General features: G+C 67.0%; 19 protein-coding genes and 3 tRNA genes. 18 read left to right on the forward strand and 4 right to left on the reverse strand.

Going from position 1 to position 14,405, the window contains the following annotated elements:
* Nucleotides 1–17 precede the first annotated feature (17 nt).
* The 4 genes from zapE to AC1DS4_RS13560 all read left to right on the forward strand — a co-directional run bounded on the left by zapE (nt 18) and on the right by AC1DS4_RS13560 (nt 2,792).
* Nucleotides 18–1,019 (forward strand): cell division protein ZapE, encoded by a 1,002-nt coding sequence (gene zapE, locus AC1DS4_RS13545; RefSeq protein ID WP_477623669.1) that lies wholly within the window; start codon nt 18–20, stop codon nt 1,017–1,019.
* Nucleotides 1,020–1,112: 93 nt separating this feature from the next.
* The gene (locus AC1DS4_RS13550; protein WP_477613122.1) at nt 1,113–1,304 is read left to right on the forward strand and encodes a hypothetical protein; all 192 of its coding nucleotides are present in this window, start codon (nt 1,113–1,115) and stop codon (nt 1,302–1,304) included.
* A 64-nt stretch (nt 1,305–1,368) separates the two neighbouring features.
* A complete protein-coding gene (locus AC1DS4_RS13555; protein WP_477613121.1) occupies nt 1,369–2,331 on the forward strand; it encodes a polyphosphate kinase 2 family protein in 963 nt (320 codons plus the stop codon).
* 86 nt (nt 2,332–2,417) lie between these two features.
* Nucleotides 2,418–2,792, forward strand: a complete 375-nt coding sequence (locus AC1DS4_RS13560; protein ID WP_477613120.1) for a VOC family protein — start codon at nt 2,418–2,420, stop codon at nt 2,790–2,792.
* Here the strand turns inward: AC1DS4_RS13560 and AC1DS4_RS13565 are convergent.
* Nucleotides 2,789–3,127 carry a hypothetical protein gene (locus AC1DS4_RS13565; RefSeq protein ID WP_477613119.1) on the reverse strand — a complete coding sequence of 113 codons (339 nt, stop codon included), beginning with the start codon at nt 3,125–3,127 and terminating at the stop codon, nt 2,789–2,791. The two genes, AC1DS4_RS13560 and AC1DS4_RS13565, sit on opposite strands and share 4 nt — an antisense overlap.
* Nucleotides 3,127–4,773: an acyl-CoA dehydrogenase family protein gene (locus tag AC1DS4_RS13570; RefSeq protein WP_477613118.1), complete on the reverse strand. Its 1,647-nt coding sequence runs from the start codon at nt 4,771–4,773 to the stop codon at nt 3,127–3,129. Before AC1DS4_RS13570 ends, AC1DS4_RS13565 begins: the two co-directional genes overlap by 1 nt.
* Before the next feature lie 32 nt (nt 4,774–4,805).
* Between AC1DS4_RS13570 and AC1DS4_RS13575 the strand changes: the two genes are divergently transcribed.
* From AC1DS4_RS13575 to AC1DS4_RS13635, 13 genes are all read left to right on the forward strand, one after another.
* Nucleotides 4,806–5,966, forward strand: a complete 1,161-nt coding sequence (locus tag AC1DS4_RS13575) for a YihY/virulence factor BrkB family protein (protein WP_477613117.1) — start codon at nt 4,806–4,808, stop codon at nt 5,964–5,966.
* Nucleotides 5,967–5,998: 32 nt separating this feature from the next.
* A tRNA-Gly gene (locus AC1DS4_RS13580) sits at nt 5,999–6,071 on the forward strand.
* 22 nt (nt 6,072–6,093) lie between these two features.
* Nucleotides 6,094–6,164 (forward strand) — tRNA-Cys (locus tag AC1DS4_RS13585).
* Between the two features lie 66 nt (nt 6,165–6,230).
* Nucleotides 6,231–6,305: transfer RNA gene (locus AC1DS4_RS13590), tRNA-Val, on the forward strand.
* Nucleotides 6,306–6,491: 186 nt separating this feature from the next.
* Nucleotides 6,492–6,917: a hypothetical protein gene (locus AC1DS4_RS13595; protein WP_477632262.1), complete on the forward strand. Its 426-nt coding sequence runs from the start codon at nt 6,492–6,494 to the stop codon at nt 6,915–6,917.
* 93 nt (nt 6,918–7,010) lie between these two features.
* Nucleotides 7,011–7,214, forward strand: coding sequence for a helix-turn-helix domain-containing protein (locus tag AC1DS4_RS13600; RefSeq protein ID WP_477632261.1), 204 nt, complete (start codon nt 7,011–7,013; stop codon nt 7,212–7,214).
* A gap of 229 nt (nt 7,215–7,443) precedes the next feature.
* Nucleotides 7,444–7,932 (forward strand): hypothetical protein, encoded by a 489-nt coding sequence (locus tag AC1DS4_RS13605; RefSeq protein ID WP_477632260.1) that lies wholly within the window; start codon nt 7,444–7,446, stop codon nt 7,930–7,932.
* Nucleotides 7,929–8,228, forward strand: coding sequence for a hypothetical protein (locus tag AC1DS4_RS13610; RefSeq protein WP_477632259.1), 300 nt, complete (start codon nt 7,929–7,931; stop codon nt 8,226–8,228). Before AC1DS4_RS13605 ends, AC1DS4_RS13610 begins: the two co-directional genes overlap by 4 nt.
* Nucleotides 8,225–8,494: a hypothetical protein gene (locus tag AC1DS4_RS13615; RefSeq protein WP_477632258.1), complete on the forward strand. Its 270-nt coding sequence runs from the start codon at nt 8,225–8,227 to the stop codon at nt 8,492–8,494. The genes AC1DS4_RS13610 and AC1DS4_RS13615 overlap by 4 nt, the downstream gene beginning before the upstream one ends.
* Nucleotides 8,487–8,669, forward strand: a complete 183-nt coding sequence (locus tag AC1DS4_RS13620) for a hypothetical protein (RefSeq protein WP_477632257.1) — start codon at nt 8,487–8,489, stop codon at nt 8,667–8,669. The genes AC1DS4_RS13615 and AC1DS4_RS13620 overlap by 8 nt, the downstream gene beginning before the upstream one ends.
* On the forward strand, nt 8,662–9,135 hold the full coding sequence (locus AC1DS4_RS13625) for a hypothetical protein (RefSeq protein ID WP_477632256.1): 474 nt from the start codon (nt 8,662–8,664) through the stop codon (nt 9,133–9,135). Before AC1DS4_RS13620 ends, AC1DS4_RS13625 begins: the two co-directional genes overlap by 8 nt.
* 123 nt (nt 9,136–9,258) lie before the next feature.
* Entirely contained in the window at nt 9,259–10,086 is an 828-nt protein-coding gene (locus tag AC1DS4_RS13630; RefSeq protein WP_477632255.1) for a phage major capsid protein, read from the forward strand.
* A gap of 37 nt (nt 10,087–10,123) precedes the next feature.
* Nucleotides 10,124–11,284 carry a hypothetical protein gene (locus tag AC1DS4_RS13635; protein WP_477632254.1) on the forward strand — a complete coding sequence of 387 codons (1,161 nt, stop codon included), beginning with the start codon at nt 10,124–10,126 and terminating at the stop codon, nt 11,282–11,284.
* Between the two features lie 106 nt (nt 11,285–11,390).
* Here the strand turns inward: AC1DS4_RS13635 and AC1DS4_RS13640 are convergent, their stop codons facing one another.
* Together AC1DS4_RS13640 and AC1DS4_RS13645 are read right to left on the reverse strand one after the other, a co-directional pair.
* Complete coding sequence (locus AC1DS4_RS13640; RefSeq protein WP_477632253.1) at nt 11,391–12,056, reverse strand: hypothetical protein; 666 nt, start codon at nt 12,054–12,056, stop codon at nt 11,391–11,393.
* Between the two features lie 296 nt (nt 12,057–12,352).
* Nucleotides 12,353–13,489: a tyrosine-type recombinase/integrase gene (locus AC1DS4_RS13645; RefSeq protein ID WP_477632252.1), complete on the reverse strand. Its 1,137-nt coding sequence runs from the start codon at nt 13,487–13,489 to the stop codon at nt 12,353–12,355.
* Between the two features lie 534 nt (nt 13,490–14,023).
* Here AC1DS4_RS13645 and AC1DS4_RS13650 point away from each other — a divergent pair.
* On the forward strand, nt 14,024–14,401 hold the full coding sequence (locus tag AC1DS4_RS13650; RefSeq protein WP_477613116.1) for a hypothetical protein: 378 nt from the start codon (nt 14,024–14,026) through the stop codon (nt 14,399–14,401).
* Nucleotides 14,402–14,405: the final 4 nt, after the last annotated feature.

Below are 14,405 nucleotides of genomic sequence, written 5' to 3' on the forward strand. Positions count from 1 at the left end.
TCACTAGGCTCGACATCGTGCCCGGCTCCCTTCTCGACCGCTCTCCTCGGCTGGACCGTGCGCGGTTGGTGCGGGAGCTCGTGCCCCCTCCCCGTTTCGACACCGAGCGGTTCACGACCTACCGGCCAGATCCGTCCGAACCCTCGCAGGCGGCCGCCGTGGAGCGACTCGAGCGGTATGCCGCGTCGCTGGGCCACCGCGCGAGTGGCCGATGGTTCGCGCGGCGAAAGGCCGCCGCAGGGGACGGCCGCGGGGTCTATCTCGACGGCGGCTTCGGAGTCGGCAAGACCCACCTGCTGGCGTCCTTGTGGCACGAAGCCACCGGGGCCAAGGCCTTTGGCACCTTCGTCGAGTACACGAATCTCGTCGGAGCGCTGGGCTTCCAACCCACCGTGGAGGCGCTCAGCGGTCACGAGCTGGTCTGCATCGACGAGTTCGAGCTCGACGACCCGGGCGACACCGTGTTGATGGCGACGCTGCTCGGGCGGCTGGCCACAGCAGGGGTCTCGCTGGCCGCCACGTCGAACACCCTGCCCGACGCGCTGGGGGCAGGGCGGTTCGCGGCCGAGGACTTCCTGCGCGAGATCCAGGCGCTGTCGGCACGGTTCGAGGTCCTGACCGTGAACGGCCCCGACTACCGGCACCGCGACAGCGTCGACAGCCCCCCGCCCTCCTCAGAGGACGAGGTGCGCGCCGGCGTGGATGTCGACGGTGGGGTGCTCGACCACTTCGTCGACGTGACGCGTCACCTCGCCACCGTGCACCCGAGCCGCTATCGCGCGATGCTCGACGGGGTCACCGCCGTCGGGTGGACCCACGTGCGCCCCGTGACGGACCAGGCCGTCGCCCTGCGGCTGGTCGTCCTCGCGGACCGGCTCTACGACGCCGACATCCCTGTGTTCGCCGGCGGGCTGCCGCTGGGCGACCTGTTCTCCCAGGAGATGCTGGCGGGCGGCTACCGCAAGAAGTACTTTCGCGCGATCTCGCGACTCACTTCCCTCGCGCGCCACGCCGACTGAGCAACTGCCCCATCTGCTGGGCTGTGGACAGCCATCCTCGACATGAGGACACTCGGGCTGAGGACATCGGAAGTGGCCGCCGCTGGGTGCGGCATGGAGGGAGCGACCATGTGGTGGATCTGGCTTCTGGTCGTTGTCGCGGTGATCGCTGCGCTCTTCCTCGTCCTCAGGCGGCGCGGCTCGACCGGCGACCCGAGCTATCGCCCGGACGACCCGCGGTCCGGGTCGGGTCTGGGTGGGCCTCCGGGACAGTGGGGGCCGGGCGACGGCGGGGGTGCCGGCTGACGCACGGGCACTTGCTCGGCTGGAATCCCTCGCGCGCCGTGCCCCGCGATGACAGGATGCGTCAATGGGCAAGGGGAAGAACGACGCAAAGGCCAGCAAGAAGTCCAAGGGCGACAAGAAGTCCAAGGGGGGGCCGAAGTCCAAGGTCGCAGGCCTGGACGCCACGGCGGCATCCGACAAGGGTGTCCCCGAGCCGACGGCCTTCGCCGACGCGTTGAGGGTCACGGATGGTTTCATCCTCGCCGAGTGCGACCCACGCTCCACCCCGGGCTTCGACGGTGACAAGGCAGCGGGCGAGGAAGCCCTCGCGGCACGCGCAGGGGAGATCAGCCAGCTCCAGGAGCGGCTCTATGCCGAGTCCAAGGGTGACGTGAAGCGCTCTCTCCTGTTGGTGGTGCAGGGCATGGACACCTCCGGCAAGGGGGGCATCATGCGTCACGTCGTCGGGCAGATGGACCCGCAGGGCGTCAAGTACACCGCCTTCAAGGCGCCCACCGCCGAGGAGCGCAAGCACCCCTTCCTCTGGCGCATCCGCAACGCCCTGCCTGGCCCCGGTCAGGTCGGTGTCTTCGACAGGTCGCAGTACGAGGACGTGCTCATCGTCCGCGTCCACGAGCTCGTGCCGCGGGCGACGTGGTCGCGGCGCTACGCCCAGATCAACGACTTCGAGGCCAAGGCCGTCGCTGACGGCACGACGATCGTCAAGGTGATGCTGAACATCTCGGTGGACGAGCAGAAGGCCCGCCTCACCGAGCGGCTCGAGCGCGAGGACAAGCACTGGAAGTACAACCCCGGGGACGTCGACGAGCGCCTGCGGTGGCCGCAGTACCAAGAGGCGTACCAGGCGGTGCTCGAGAAGACCTCGACCGAGGCAGCCCCGTGGTACGTCGTTCCCGCCGACCGCAAGTGGTACGCCCGGCTGGCTGTCCAGAACCTGGTGCTCGAGCACCTGGAGGCGATGGACCCCCAGTGGCCGGCCGCCGACTTCGACGTCGAGGCCGAGAAGCAGCGACTGGCGAAGTCCTGAGCCCGACCGTCCGACCGATGAGTTTGCCGGGCCGTCTGGGTCGGTACCGGTAGCCGACACTGGGTCGTCAACGGAAGGAATCAGCCATGCTCAAGGACTCCCAGGCGTTCAGCGGCTTCTCGGTGCCGGACACCGAAGCCGCCCGCAGGTTCTATGCCGAGACTCTGGGGCTGGAGGTGAGCGAGGCCAACGGCATCCTGCGCATCCAGCTCGGCGGGGGACACCACGCCATCGCCTACCCGAAGCCGAACCACGAGCCGGCAGGTTTCACGATCCTGAACTTCCCGGTGAGCGATATCGAGGCGACGGTTGACGAACTAACGGGTCGGGGAGTGGCCTTCGAGAGGTACGAGGGCACCCCGATGGAGACCGACGCCAAGGGCATCTTCCGCAAGGGCGGCCCGCTCATCGCCTGGTTCACCGACCCCGCAGGCAACGTCCTCTCCGTGATCCAGGACTAGCCGATCCAGAGCACCGGTGTGCTGATCGCCCCAGTGCCCCACAGGAGGAGCCAGACAGCGAGGAGGGCGCCCACGCACAGACACCCGATCCAGACCTGCCGGGCACCCTTGGAGGTGTGCGCCGCTCTGCCAGCCCCGGATCCGCGGGGACTTGCCACGACGACGGCGCCGACGATGGCGCTGAGGACGATGATCGGAACACCCATGACGAGCAGCGCGTCGCCAATCTCGTAGAAGTCGCCCTGGAGGGCCGCCGGGAGCAGGATCAGTGCGCCCGTGACGAGCATGCCGAGGGCGGCGCCGATCAAGAGCCCGCGCGCGCGACCGCCTCGCATCAGCCGGCGAACGCGCGGTCGATGATTGTGCGGGCATGCTGGGTCGACAGACCCGCGTCGAGGGTGCCGAAGGTGGCGCCGTGCTGCCCTCCGAGGCGGCTGGCAACGAACGCGTCGGCGACCACGGTCGGCGCGTAGCGGGCCAGCAGGGACGCCTGCAGGGTCACCGCGAGGCGTTCCACGGCGTGTCGGGCGCCCGCCTGCGCGCCGGGCTCCGCGGCATACGCGATCACGTCGTCGACGCGGGTGATGGCTTCGTCGAGGACGGTGCTGTGGCCGTTGGCGAGGGCGAGCTCCTTGCGGAACGCCTCGACGGACAGGGGCTCGCGGGTGATTGCGCGCAGGACGTCGAGGGCGTTGACGTTGCCCGAGCCCTCCCAGATCGAGTTGAGCGGTGCCTCCCTGTAGAGCCGGGCGAGGCCGTTCTCCTCGACGTAGCCGTTGCCGCCCAGGCACTCGAGCGCCTCCGCGACCATCGGTGAGGTGCGCTTGCAGACCCAGTACTTGCCGACGGCCACACCGAGTCGCGACAGCGCGGTGTCGCCTTCGTCGACCGCGTGCGCCAGACGCAGCGCGAGGGTGGTGGCGGCTTCGACCTCGAGGGCGAGGTCGGCCAGGACGTTCTGCATGAGCGGCTGGTCGACGAGCAGGGCACCGAACGCGGAGCGGTGTCGGGTGTGGTGGATCGCCCGCACGAGGGCGGCTCGCATCGTCGACGCCGAACCGAGGATGCAGTCGAGCCTGGTGGCCGCGACCATGTCGAGGATGGTGCGGATCCCGCGACCGTCATCGCCGACGCGCACGCCCCATGTGCCGTCGAGCTCGACCTCGGAAGAGGCGTTGGACCGGTTGCCCAGCTTGTCCTTGAGTCGTTGCAGCGCAAAGGGGTTGCGTGCGCCGTCGTCGAGCGCGCGCGGCACGAGGAAGCAACCGACGCCGGCATCGGTCTGCGCCAGGACGAGGAACGCATCACTCATCGGGGCCGAGCAGAACCACTTGTGGCCGGTCAGCCGGTAGGTCTCGCCGCCCTCGACCGGACCGTCCGGCGTCGCGACTGCACGCGTCGTGTTGGCACGGACGTCCGAACCGCCCTGCTTCTCGGTCATGCCCATCCCGACCAGCGCCCCGCGCTTGTCGGCCAGGGGCCTCAGCCCGAAGTCGTAGCTGCGCGAGGCGAGCTGGGGCAGCCAACGCGCCGCGAGAGGTGCGTTGGCCGCGAGGGCCGGCGCCGCGGCATACGTCATGGAGATGGGGCACAGGTGACCCTGCTCGTTCTCGGACCACGCGACGAAGCCCGCTGCCCGCCGCACGTGGGCGCCGCTCCCGGCGGGCTGGGTCCACGGCTCGGCTGTGAGCCCGGCGCCGACGGCGACGTCCATCAGGGAGTGCCAGGCTGGATGGAAGGCGACCTCGTCGATGCGCTCGCCGGTGGGGGAGTGGGTGCGCAGCACGGGCTCGTTCTCGTTGGCTTGGACGGCCCATTCGCGCGCCTCGGCACTGCCCGCACGGGCCCCCAGCGCACTGACTTCGTCGTATGCCGCGGAGCCGGCCCAGCGCCTCAGCCCCTCGTCCAGCGCCGGCTGGGACGTGACCGTGTTGTAGTCGGGCAGTGGGGGCACCTGGTTGGTGACGGCGTGGGTGGGCACGAGGGCACACTATGCCGGGATACCGTGACGGGGTGACACCTAAGGCCCGGGTACGCCGCGCGCTGCTACGCGTGCCCGGCGCCATGCCCGCGGCCAAGCTGACCGTGGAGACGATCCGGGTGTGCCTGCGGTACCGGGTGACCGGCCTGGCGTCGGAGGCAGGCTTCTTCATGCTGCTGTCTCTGCCGCCGTTGGTGCTGGGGCTGTTCGGTGGCGTGGGTTACATCAGCGGGTGGCTCGGCAAGGACATCGTCAACCAGCTGATCAAGGGGATCCAGAACTTCGCGTCCGACTTCCTGGTCGCCAACGTCGTCGAACAGATCATCCTGCCCACGGCGAACGACGTGCTGCAGAACGGTCGCGGAGACCTGATCTCGCTCGGCTTCCTGCTGTCGATCTGGTCGGGGTCGCGAGCGCTCAACGTCTTCGTCGACACGATCTCGATCATGTACGGACAGTCGGGCGAGCGGGGGATCGTCCGGACCCGTGCGCTGTCGTTGACCCTGTACTTCCTGTCTCTGGTCGTCGGGATCGTGGTCGTCCCGCTCGTCGTGATCGGCCCGACGTGGCTCAAGGATCTGTTGCCGCCGGGGGCAGAGTTCCTGGCGTACCTCTACTGGCCCGTGGTGACCATTGCCGCTGTGGCAAGCATCGCGACCCTGTTCCACATCTCCACGCCGCGTCGGTCGCCGTGGCTGAGGGACGTGCCCGGCGCAGTACTCACCTTGCTGATCTGGGTGCTTGCGTCCTTCGTCCTTCGCGGCACGATCACGGCCTCGGTCAGCGGTGGAACTTCGATCTACGGCCCGCTGTCCGCCCCGATCGTGCTGCTGATCTTCCTGTACGCGCTGGCCATCGCCGTCCTCATCGGTGCCGCCCTCAACGCAGCGATCCGCACGATGTGGCCGGTGGCGGATCGGCTTTCCCTGCGGGCACAGATGGTGAAGTGGGTGAAGGCCCGCGTGTCTGCGCGCAGGACTGGCTCGCTGCCCCTCAACGCGCCGGCCAGCGATGATCGGCTGCGTGTCGACGGGGCGCGCGAGGAGCTGACGTCCTCGGTCGAGGGACTGCGGGACGAGGCGCGAAAGCCGCTGACCCCCATGCCTCGTGGGTCGGAAAACGCCGCGGACGACACCCAATTTGGAGACGACGCTGATGATCGGATAATGTCTGCACGCACGCGCAGCGGGTGAAAAACCCCGTTCAACACCAATAGCGCGTGTATGCGGATGTAGCTCAGTTGGTAGAGCGCAACCTTGCCAAGGTTGAGGTCGCCGGTTCGAGCCCGGTCATCCGCTCGGAGGGTTTGACCGCCTTCACGGTGGAGTGGCCGAGAGGCGAGGCAGCGGCCTGCAAAGCCGCGTACACGGGTTCAAATCCCGTCTCCACCTCAGACGACTTGAACTCTGAGTCGAACCCAGCACCACCCAGCACGACCCACCACCCAGCAGGACCCGGGGCGATTGGCGCAGTGGTAGCGCGCTTCCTTGACACGGAAGAGGTCACTGGTTCAAACCCAGTATCGCCCACCAGTACGAAAAGGCCCCTGACCTGCGGCAACGCAGATCCGGGGCTTTTTTTGTGCCACAAACATGCCACAGTGAGGACAGACCCTGCCGCGCGCGGCCCAGTCCATGCCACACCTGTGCAACAGACTTCCCCCGCGCCTGTGGACAACGATTTGCACGGATGGGCAGCGGCGGGCAACCATGACCCTCATGACCCCGACGGCCTACATGGCCACCAGCGACAGGCAGCGTCTCACGGCGCTCGTGCTGGGTGATGTCGAGAGGCTTTCGCGGATGATGGATGTTCGTGATGAGCGCGAGGCCGCGGGAGAGCCTTGCGACGACCTAGATGCCGCGCTGGACGCCGCCCTCGGGCTGGAGCCTCTGCGGATTCGAGAGCAGTGGACGTCGATCCTCAGCGACTACATGGTGGCCCGTAGCCGCGGACCCTTCCTCTCCGCCCTCGCCATCGAGGCTGACATGCAGGCGCTCTCGGATCAGGTGTCGTGGCCCACGGGGTCTGCCCTGACGGCCGAGGATGACTGCGGGCAGCCGATGTCCGCCCAACCCTGCATGTCTGCAATCACCACCAACGCGCCGCCGGTCCTGTCGATCCATTCGGGGGCACCGGCGTAGTTCACAGCCGTGCTCCCGGTCTGACCGACCGACAGGAGCACGGAAGTGCGCAAGACCCGTAAGAAAGCTGCGTCCAGCGCAGCACCAAGGTTCATGTCGAAGCCCGCCATCTGGGTGAGCGTGAAGGATCTGGCCGAGGAACTTGGCCTCGACCGCAGCACCATCTACCGCTGGATCGACCGGGGCTGGCTGACCGCGTACCACGTGGGTGGCGGCCTTCGGATCGACCGCGAGGACCTCGACGGAGTGATCGCGCGCCGGGTGCAGCCCGGCGATCTGCCGGGGGTGCGCGGATGACCCCGGACATGGGGAGGGCCGCCCCGGACGAGCGGTCCCGACACCCAGATGACGTAGTGGTCGTTCGCGAGCCTACGGCGCCCCGGGGACAGCGGCCAGACGAAAACTACATCGCCGAGGTGGCTGGCCAACTGCGGCGGCGACGCGAGGCGTCGTGGCGGTGCGAACCTCTGGTGGATGGTCGCCGCGACCCGTACGACCGTGGGTCCCGTGACGGTCGGCGCACCTGATGGTCGACGCGAGGTTCCCCGAGAGGTGGCTGCTCGACCGCCGTCTTCGACGACTCCCCGACCGGGTGTACCGAACGTTCACCCAGACGTTGGTGTGGAGCGCGTCGAGCCGGACGGACGGCTTCCTCGACACCGACGACATCGAGTCCGTGCCTGGTGCCCAGATGAGCGATGCGTCGACGCTGGTGGAGGCGGGGCTGTGGGAGGTGGTGGTTCCGGGCACGTGGCACATCGTCGAGTTCGACGCGACCCAGACAACCCGTTCTGAGCATCAGGTTCTGGAGAACGCGCGGCGACGCGAGCGGGAGAAGAAGCAGCGGCAACGAGCGAGGACATCGTCCGGAGCTGCTGTCCCGGGGGATGTCCCCGATGGGGACGGTCCCGAGGGAATGCACAGGAAGGAAGGAAGGCAGGAAGGAAGGCAGGCTTTTGAGGAGCCGGGGTTCGCTCGCATGGGTGACTCGGTGTGGCAGGGGTACGAACGATGAGTGCCCAACGACTGCCGGCGATGACCGACCTCGACGTCTACCTCACCAAGTACGCGAGGTTCGCCCTGGTCGTGGTGGATCGCCCCTTTGGCTACGGCTGGCTACGGGCTCGGGGCTTCCCCGCCTTCTGGTGCCGCAAGCGTGGGGGCTTCCTCGCCCGGCCCGAGGCGGTGCCTGACCTCGTAGCCATGGCCCGCTACGAGCGAAGGCACGTGACCCAGTACAACGCCGCTGGCCCACGACAGGCCCGGCTCCGACGACTGCACGCAACCAACCCATCAAGGAGAACCGCATGACGACCGACGACAGCACGTGGACCGACTGGCTGCTCACGGATCGCAGGGTGCCGCTGCACCTGCGGGTGGTTGTCCTGGCCTACCGGGACGCGGACCACACCGACGTGCTCTACCTCGACCCGGGACAACTGGCACCACTGGTCGGGGCCACGGACAGGCGCGCCCTCGGCAAGGCTGTCGGCCGTGCCGTCGAACAGGGGTTCCTCACAGCCCCATCGGGGACGACGGCGCTCCGACTGGCCCCGATGGGTGACGACTGTGAGTGAGCGGCTGGAGCGCCCCGAGCGCGGCACCGAGTTCACCCTCATGGTGGCGTCCGGGCCGGTGGTGCCGGGTATGCCGGTGTCGGTGCTCGGGACGACGGTGACGGGCACCGACGTGGAGCAGTGGACCGGGTGCCTCGTGGTGCCCGTCGAGGACGAGGAGGAGACCCATGCCTGACCAGACAAACACCGAGGAGACCAGCGACAGTGCCGAGGCGGAATCGCAAGAAGCGCAAGCCATCCCGGACGAACCCGACGCAGCGCCCGATGCCGAGCCGACTGGCGATCAACTGGAGTCGGATCTAACCGATCGTCAGGCGCGGCGCTCTGCTCACTGGCGAGACCGGGCCACCAGTGCCGAGGCGCGGGCCGAGCGGCTGGCGCACCGGGAGGTGCTGCGGCTGTTGGGAGAACGCGTCAGCGACCCGGAGGCCGCGATGGTGCTCGACGGCGGCAACCTCGCGGACCTGCTGGACGAGGACGGGGACGTGGACCCTGAGGCCGTTGCCGAGCTGGCCGGCCGGGTTACTGATTCGAGGCCATACCTGCGAATTCCGGCCCACCACATGGATCTTGGTCCGAAACAGACGTCGCCGTCATGGGGACATGGGGCTGACTGGGCTTCCCTTCTCCGAGGTAGGTAGGTCATTCTCAGGGGCAGGTCCACTCGAGTCCCCTTACTCGTGGACCTGCCCCTCCCGACCGGGAGGTTCGACTCGCAGGCATCGCGCCGCGAGCGCTAGGAATCGCAGCGCTCGGAGCCTCCAATGCCTACCACCTCGACCAACCTGTTCTCCCTCGAAACGGTCAACACCCTTGTCGTTGACCCAACCTTCCGCCTTTCGGTCGCCCTGTCCTCCGGGCTGACGAGGATCAACACCAGCGCCACCCGCTACTACCTTCCCGTCGTCGCTGGCGGGTCTGCCTCATGGCCCGCCGCCGAACTCACGGAACTGACCGACGCCGGGGTGACCGCCGCCGAACTGGAGATCACCCCCAAGCGTCTGGCCACATTGCAGGTGGTCAGCAACCAAGCCGTCGAGGACGCTGATGCCTCGGCCATGCTGGGCCGGGCGCTGGTCTCGGCGCTGGCCGATGAGGTGGACCGCGCGTTCTTCGCCGGGGCCGGACCCTCCGGACCGCTCGGTCTGCCGGGTGTGGTCGGGGTCGAGACGGTGGACGCGGTGCCCTCAGCCGGGCTTGACGCGTTCGTGGACGCCGCCGCAGCTGTGGAGGAGAACGGCGGGCAGGTCGGCGCGATCTACGTCAGCCCCACCACCTGGGCGGCATTGTCGAAGATCAAGACGCAGAGCGGCAGCAACGCCCCCGTGCTGTCGCCGCAGGCTGGCCCGACGCAGCAGACCACGCGGAGTTTGTTCGGAATCCCGGTCTACACCAGCCGCCACATCGGCAACGCCGCCGCATGGGTCGTGGACATCTCCCGGCTCGCGGTCGTGGTCCGCAACGACGCCCGCGTGGACGTGGACAAGTCGGCCCGGTTCACCGCTGATGGCACCGCTGTCCGAGCGACCCTGCGGCTCGACTTTGCGGCCCCCTACCCCCAGACCATCGCGAAGGTTTCTTTGTCCGAATAGCGCGCCATGTGAGGCGCGGTGCGGCAGTATTTGCCCCATGGCTGAAGTGTCGTTCGGGGTGGGATGTTTCATGTTCGAGGTGCCCGACGCGGACCACCTGACGATGGACAACCGGGAGGGCACCTACCGGACAACAGACTGGGCCAAGGACGTGAAGGCGGCGCTGGAACGCATACCCAGCATTGACAACATAAAGATGCGTGAGCCCCACTCCACCGCCGGGAACACGACGGACGCGCTGCTCATTGAGATGGGACTCGACGAGATTCCGAGTCGGGAGGAAGGACACGACTACGGGACTTTCAGTCCACATCCGATAGACGGTGAACTTGAGTTTCGCGTCTCCATACCGAAGCACGTGCAGGACCGAGTGTCGTTCCGTCCAGTGCACCTCCATAGCACGGTCTTCACGGTCAATATCATGTTCGAAGGGGGCTTCCCCGTTGCATTCATAAAGCCCCACGATGCTGAGGAATATCCCTCCATGGCCGTCGTTGTGGTGCGCGAATTTCTTCGCGAAGAATTCCGCCAGCGTGAGGACAAGATGGGAGGCGTCCGGTTTGTCTGCATGGGCCCCAGCCCCATGTGGGTGGATGGATGCGTCATGGAGAGCGCTGAAGTAACAGGAAAGACCATCGGCGTTCATGTCGAGCCAAAGCGCGGCTACGACCGACTCACTTTCGTAGTGGCAAAGGGTGAATTGGAAGACAGTTACGAAGCCATGCGATTCGCGGTGGTCGAGGAACTGGGCCTCTTCTACGGGCTCGTCGCAGACCGAAACAGGCGAAATCTCTTACGTCGCTTCGTCGATGTTCGATTGGACGACATTCTGCGCGCCAACCGGCAGCGTGGGATGAAGGCTTGGTTCAAGCGCACCTTTAGAACGGGTCGAGACATCCTTGGCCTTCGTCTCGATATTCTCCATATCGAGCGCAATCTGGAAGAGGGGGCGAGAGGCTTCGCAAGCACCCTGACGGAACTTCGATCCAGGCAGACTGTGTCCGCGTTCGAACCGTGGATTCAACGCGAACTCGACGGCACGAAGTCGGACGACGCCCCTGGCGTTGCAGATATGGCGGCAATACTGGATGCGAGCAATGCCCGCCGGACCGAGTTTCTTGTCGTGGCTGCATCCTCGCTGGGTGGTGGCTTGGCCGGTGCTGCCATCACGGCTTTGGCCTCGGGTGGCGGCAGCTAGGCCGAACGAGAGCCCTGCGCAGTGACCTGCTTTCGGCTTCTTTCAGCACGTAGGCATCGAGCCCTGTAAACCAGCGCGCGCGGGAATTTCCTTGACCGAGGGTCTCTCAGGCGGGTTGTCCTGGCATGGGGTCCCCACCCCCGGCGGCCTCCAACCGTCGGATGCATTCGAGGGTGAGGGGCCCCCGCCTGCACAGGTCGCCCGACAAAAGCATCGCGAGTCCATGGCTGCTCAAGGTCTGGAGGATCGCATAGGCCAGTTCATCTGAGCCGGTGATGTCCAACAGTTCCGGGCGACGAACAAAGATGCCTTCATCCGGGCTGCCGGGCTGATCTGGCTGCAGGCGGAGCATGACGCGAAGATGTGCAGGTTCAATGTCGGAGAGGATGCGGATCCAGATTGCTTCTGGATCGACCAGTGCGGGGTCCGATGCCAGTGCCCCGAGGGATCGGCCCAGCGCTGCGACCTTGGTCTCCAGCCCCGTACGGCTTGCAGCGCTGAGGGCATTGGCAAGCAGGACCAGATTTTGGTCGTTAGCGGTGAGGCGCTGGATCAGCTCGTCCACCGTGACGCCGGCAGTTTCGGCAGCCACCTCGACGACGCGCATGTGACGTCGTGCCTGAAGCCCCTGAAGGTGCTGCACTGCAGCAACGAGGGCGGGTTCGGCGGCGGCGGCTGCGATTCCCCAGGTCGGGCTCGCCACCTGTATGGACGCAACGATGGCTGCGACACTGGCAGTGCCCAGAAGCGCTGCGGAATCTTCATCCTGCACGTGCCCATCCTCTGCCATTGAAACCTCTGTGCGGGGCTACTTCTGCTCCGGTGCGGCGACCCTGTGATTGCAGTGGGTGCAGACCATGAGAGTTCGCCCTCGGAGGTCGCGCTCGAGAGGCAGCATCTTGAAGTTCTGGCCCTTGCGGCAGATTGGGCAGCGGCGGTGGGTGTACTTGCCGGGCATGTGCCGAGGGTAGGGGAGCCCCATGGTCCTGCGGCGGCCTTACGCGGACACGCACCAAGCCAGTAGGAGGCGACAGGGGAGGAGCGGGCGATGGACGGTCCGCGCGCGGTCTACGCGGGTTTGGCCTCGCTGGTGGGCTTGCGCAGGGGCAGCACAGTCGCGCCGGTGTACAACTCGGACAGGGCATCGGCAATGACGCGGTCGCGGTCCTGTGCCGCATGCTGGTAGCGCATGGCAGCCTGTGGGGTGCTGTGGCCTAGGCGGGCCATGAGTTCGGCGAGGGTGGCACCTGTGGCAGCGGCCAGGACGGCACCTGTGTGGCGCAGGTCGTGGAAGCGAAGGTCATCGCGTCCGGCCTTCTCGCGGGCCGGGTAGAACACCTTGTAGAGGGTGCTCGGGGCCATGTGTCCGCCATGGCGCGCGGGGAACAACAGGTCGTCCTTGCCCGTGCCGGTGTGCTTCGAGAGGTGTTGTTCCACAATCGGGATGAGCGCGCTGGGGATGTTCACGTCCCGAGTGCCCTCGTCCGACTTGGGGGTGCCGACATGCAGCTTGCCATCGGCTCGCGTGACGCCGCGCCCGACATGGACGACACCGCGCGCGAGATCCACATCCTTGCGCCGCAGTTCGAACAGTTCGCCCTGCCGCAGCGCGCACCATGCCGCCAGCAGCACCATGGCCCGGTAGCGCTCGGGCATCGCCTGCGCGATGGCGGACAGTTCGGGAAGGGTCGCGGGCCTGACCTTCTTCACGCGCTTGGTGCTGCCCGCGCCACGGATGCGGCAGGGGTTGGCCGCGAGGATGTCCTCAGTCACGGCGGAGCCGAGGATGGTCCGCAGCAGCGCGTACGCGTGCGAGCGCATGGTCGGTCCCGTCTGCTTACCGAGGTCGCTGTGCCAGTCGCGCACGATGGTCGGGGTGATGTTCCGCAGCGGCATGCCCCCGAGCGCGGGGAGGACGTGGTGGTCGAGGATGCTCCGGTAGTCCGCGCTGGTGCGCGGTTTGAGGTCTCGGGCTCCTAGCCACTGGTCCGCATAGGTCCGCAGCCGAAGGGACTGAGTGCGCGGGTCGCGCCATGTCTGCCGGTCCATGTCGGCCTGCATCGCGGACAGGCACGCGGTCGCCTTGCCCTTGGTGTCGAAGGTCGTCTCGGCCGACCGCATGTTGCCGTCCGGGCCTCGGTAGCGGGCCTGCCAACGTCCTGAGGGGAGTTTTCGCACGGACCCAAATGCTCTGCGCTGGGTCATCTTGCCACCTGTCCAGTGTCGCCTCTGTGCCACTGTTGTGCCACAGTGGACACCTTACAGGGCCTATCGGTGCCTATCGACGCGACACGCTCAACAAGACATAACCGCAGGTCAGAGGGTGTTGCTGCAGGTCCAGCTCACACCATGAAACCATGGCGACACTGATTCAAACCCAGTATCGCCCACCCGTTCGGAACAGCCCCTGACAGGCGGAAACGCCAGTCAGGGGCTGCTCTCGTTCGATCGGGAAGGGGCTGATTCTGACCTCTTCCCTGCTGAGTGACTACCTGAGTGACCAAGTCGCCTCCGCTCAGTCAGGAGCCACCAGGCGATGCGTGATGGGCACGCCGGAGCCAAGACCCGGGATGCAGAGTGAAGTCCTCGCACCTAGCCTTGGGGGCAGCTTCGGCTGAGGCGGCTTGGGGTGTTGCGAAGAGGAGCCGTAAGACGCGCGTTCCCGACGCGGCCAGCCCAGCTCGCGAGACCTTTGTCAGTGGCGGGTGTCAAGATGTCAGGGTGGCTTCGGATAGTCGGATGGTCGCCCTGGGCTTCGGCAAGTTCGCGCGTGCAGACCGCATATACGCGCTTGAGCGAATCACTGGCGGGGAGCGCGGAGATGGCCGCCGAACCCGGGTCTGGATCGACGGAGTCGCCGATCCTTTGATCGCGTCCAGGGCCGAGGGCACCATCCTTCGAGACATGGGCCAAGAGGTCGCCGCTGCCGGACCTGAGATCGAAGAGGCGTTGGATCTGGCGGCTCGTCTGGCGGCCGCAGACGAGGCAGGCCGAGTTGATCTGCACGACCTAGGTCGTCGAGCCCGCAAAATTCTCGAATCGACGACGCGGCCTGCGCTTGATCAGGACGCGCGAGAACTCTCATCGGCACTTGCGCCGAAGGGGGAACCGTCTTGAGCCG

The sequence above is a fragment of the Pedococcus sp. P3_C7 genome (assembly GCF_056402615.1).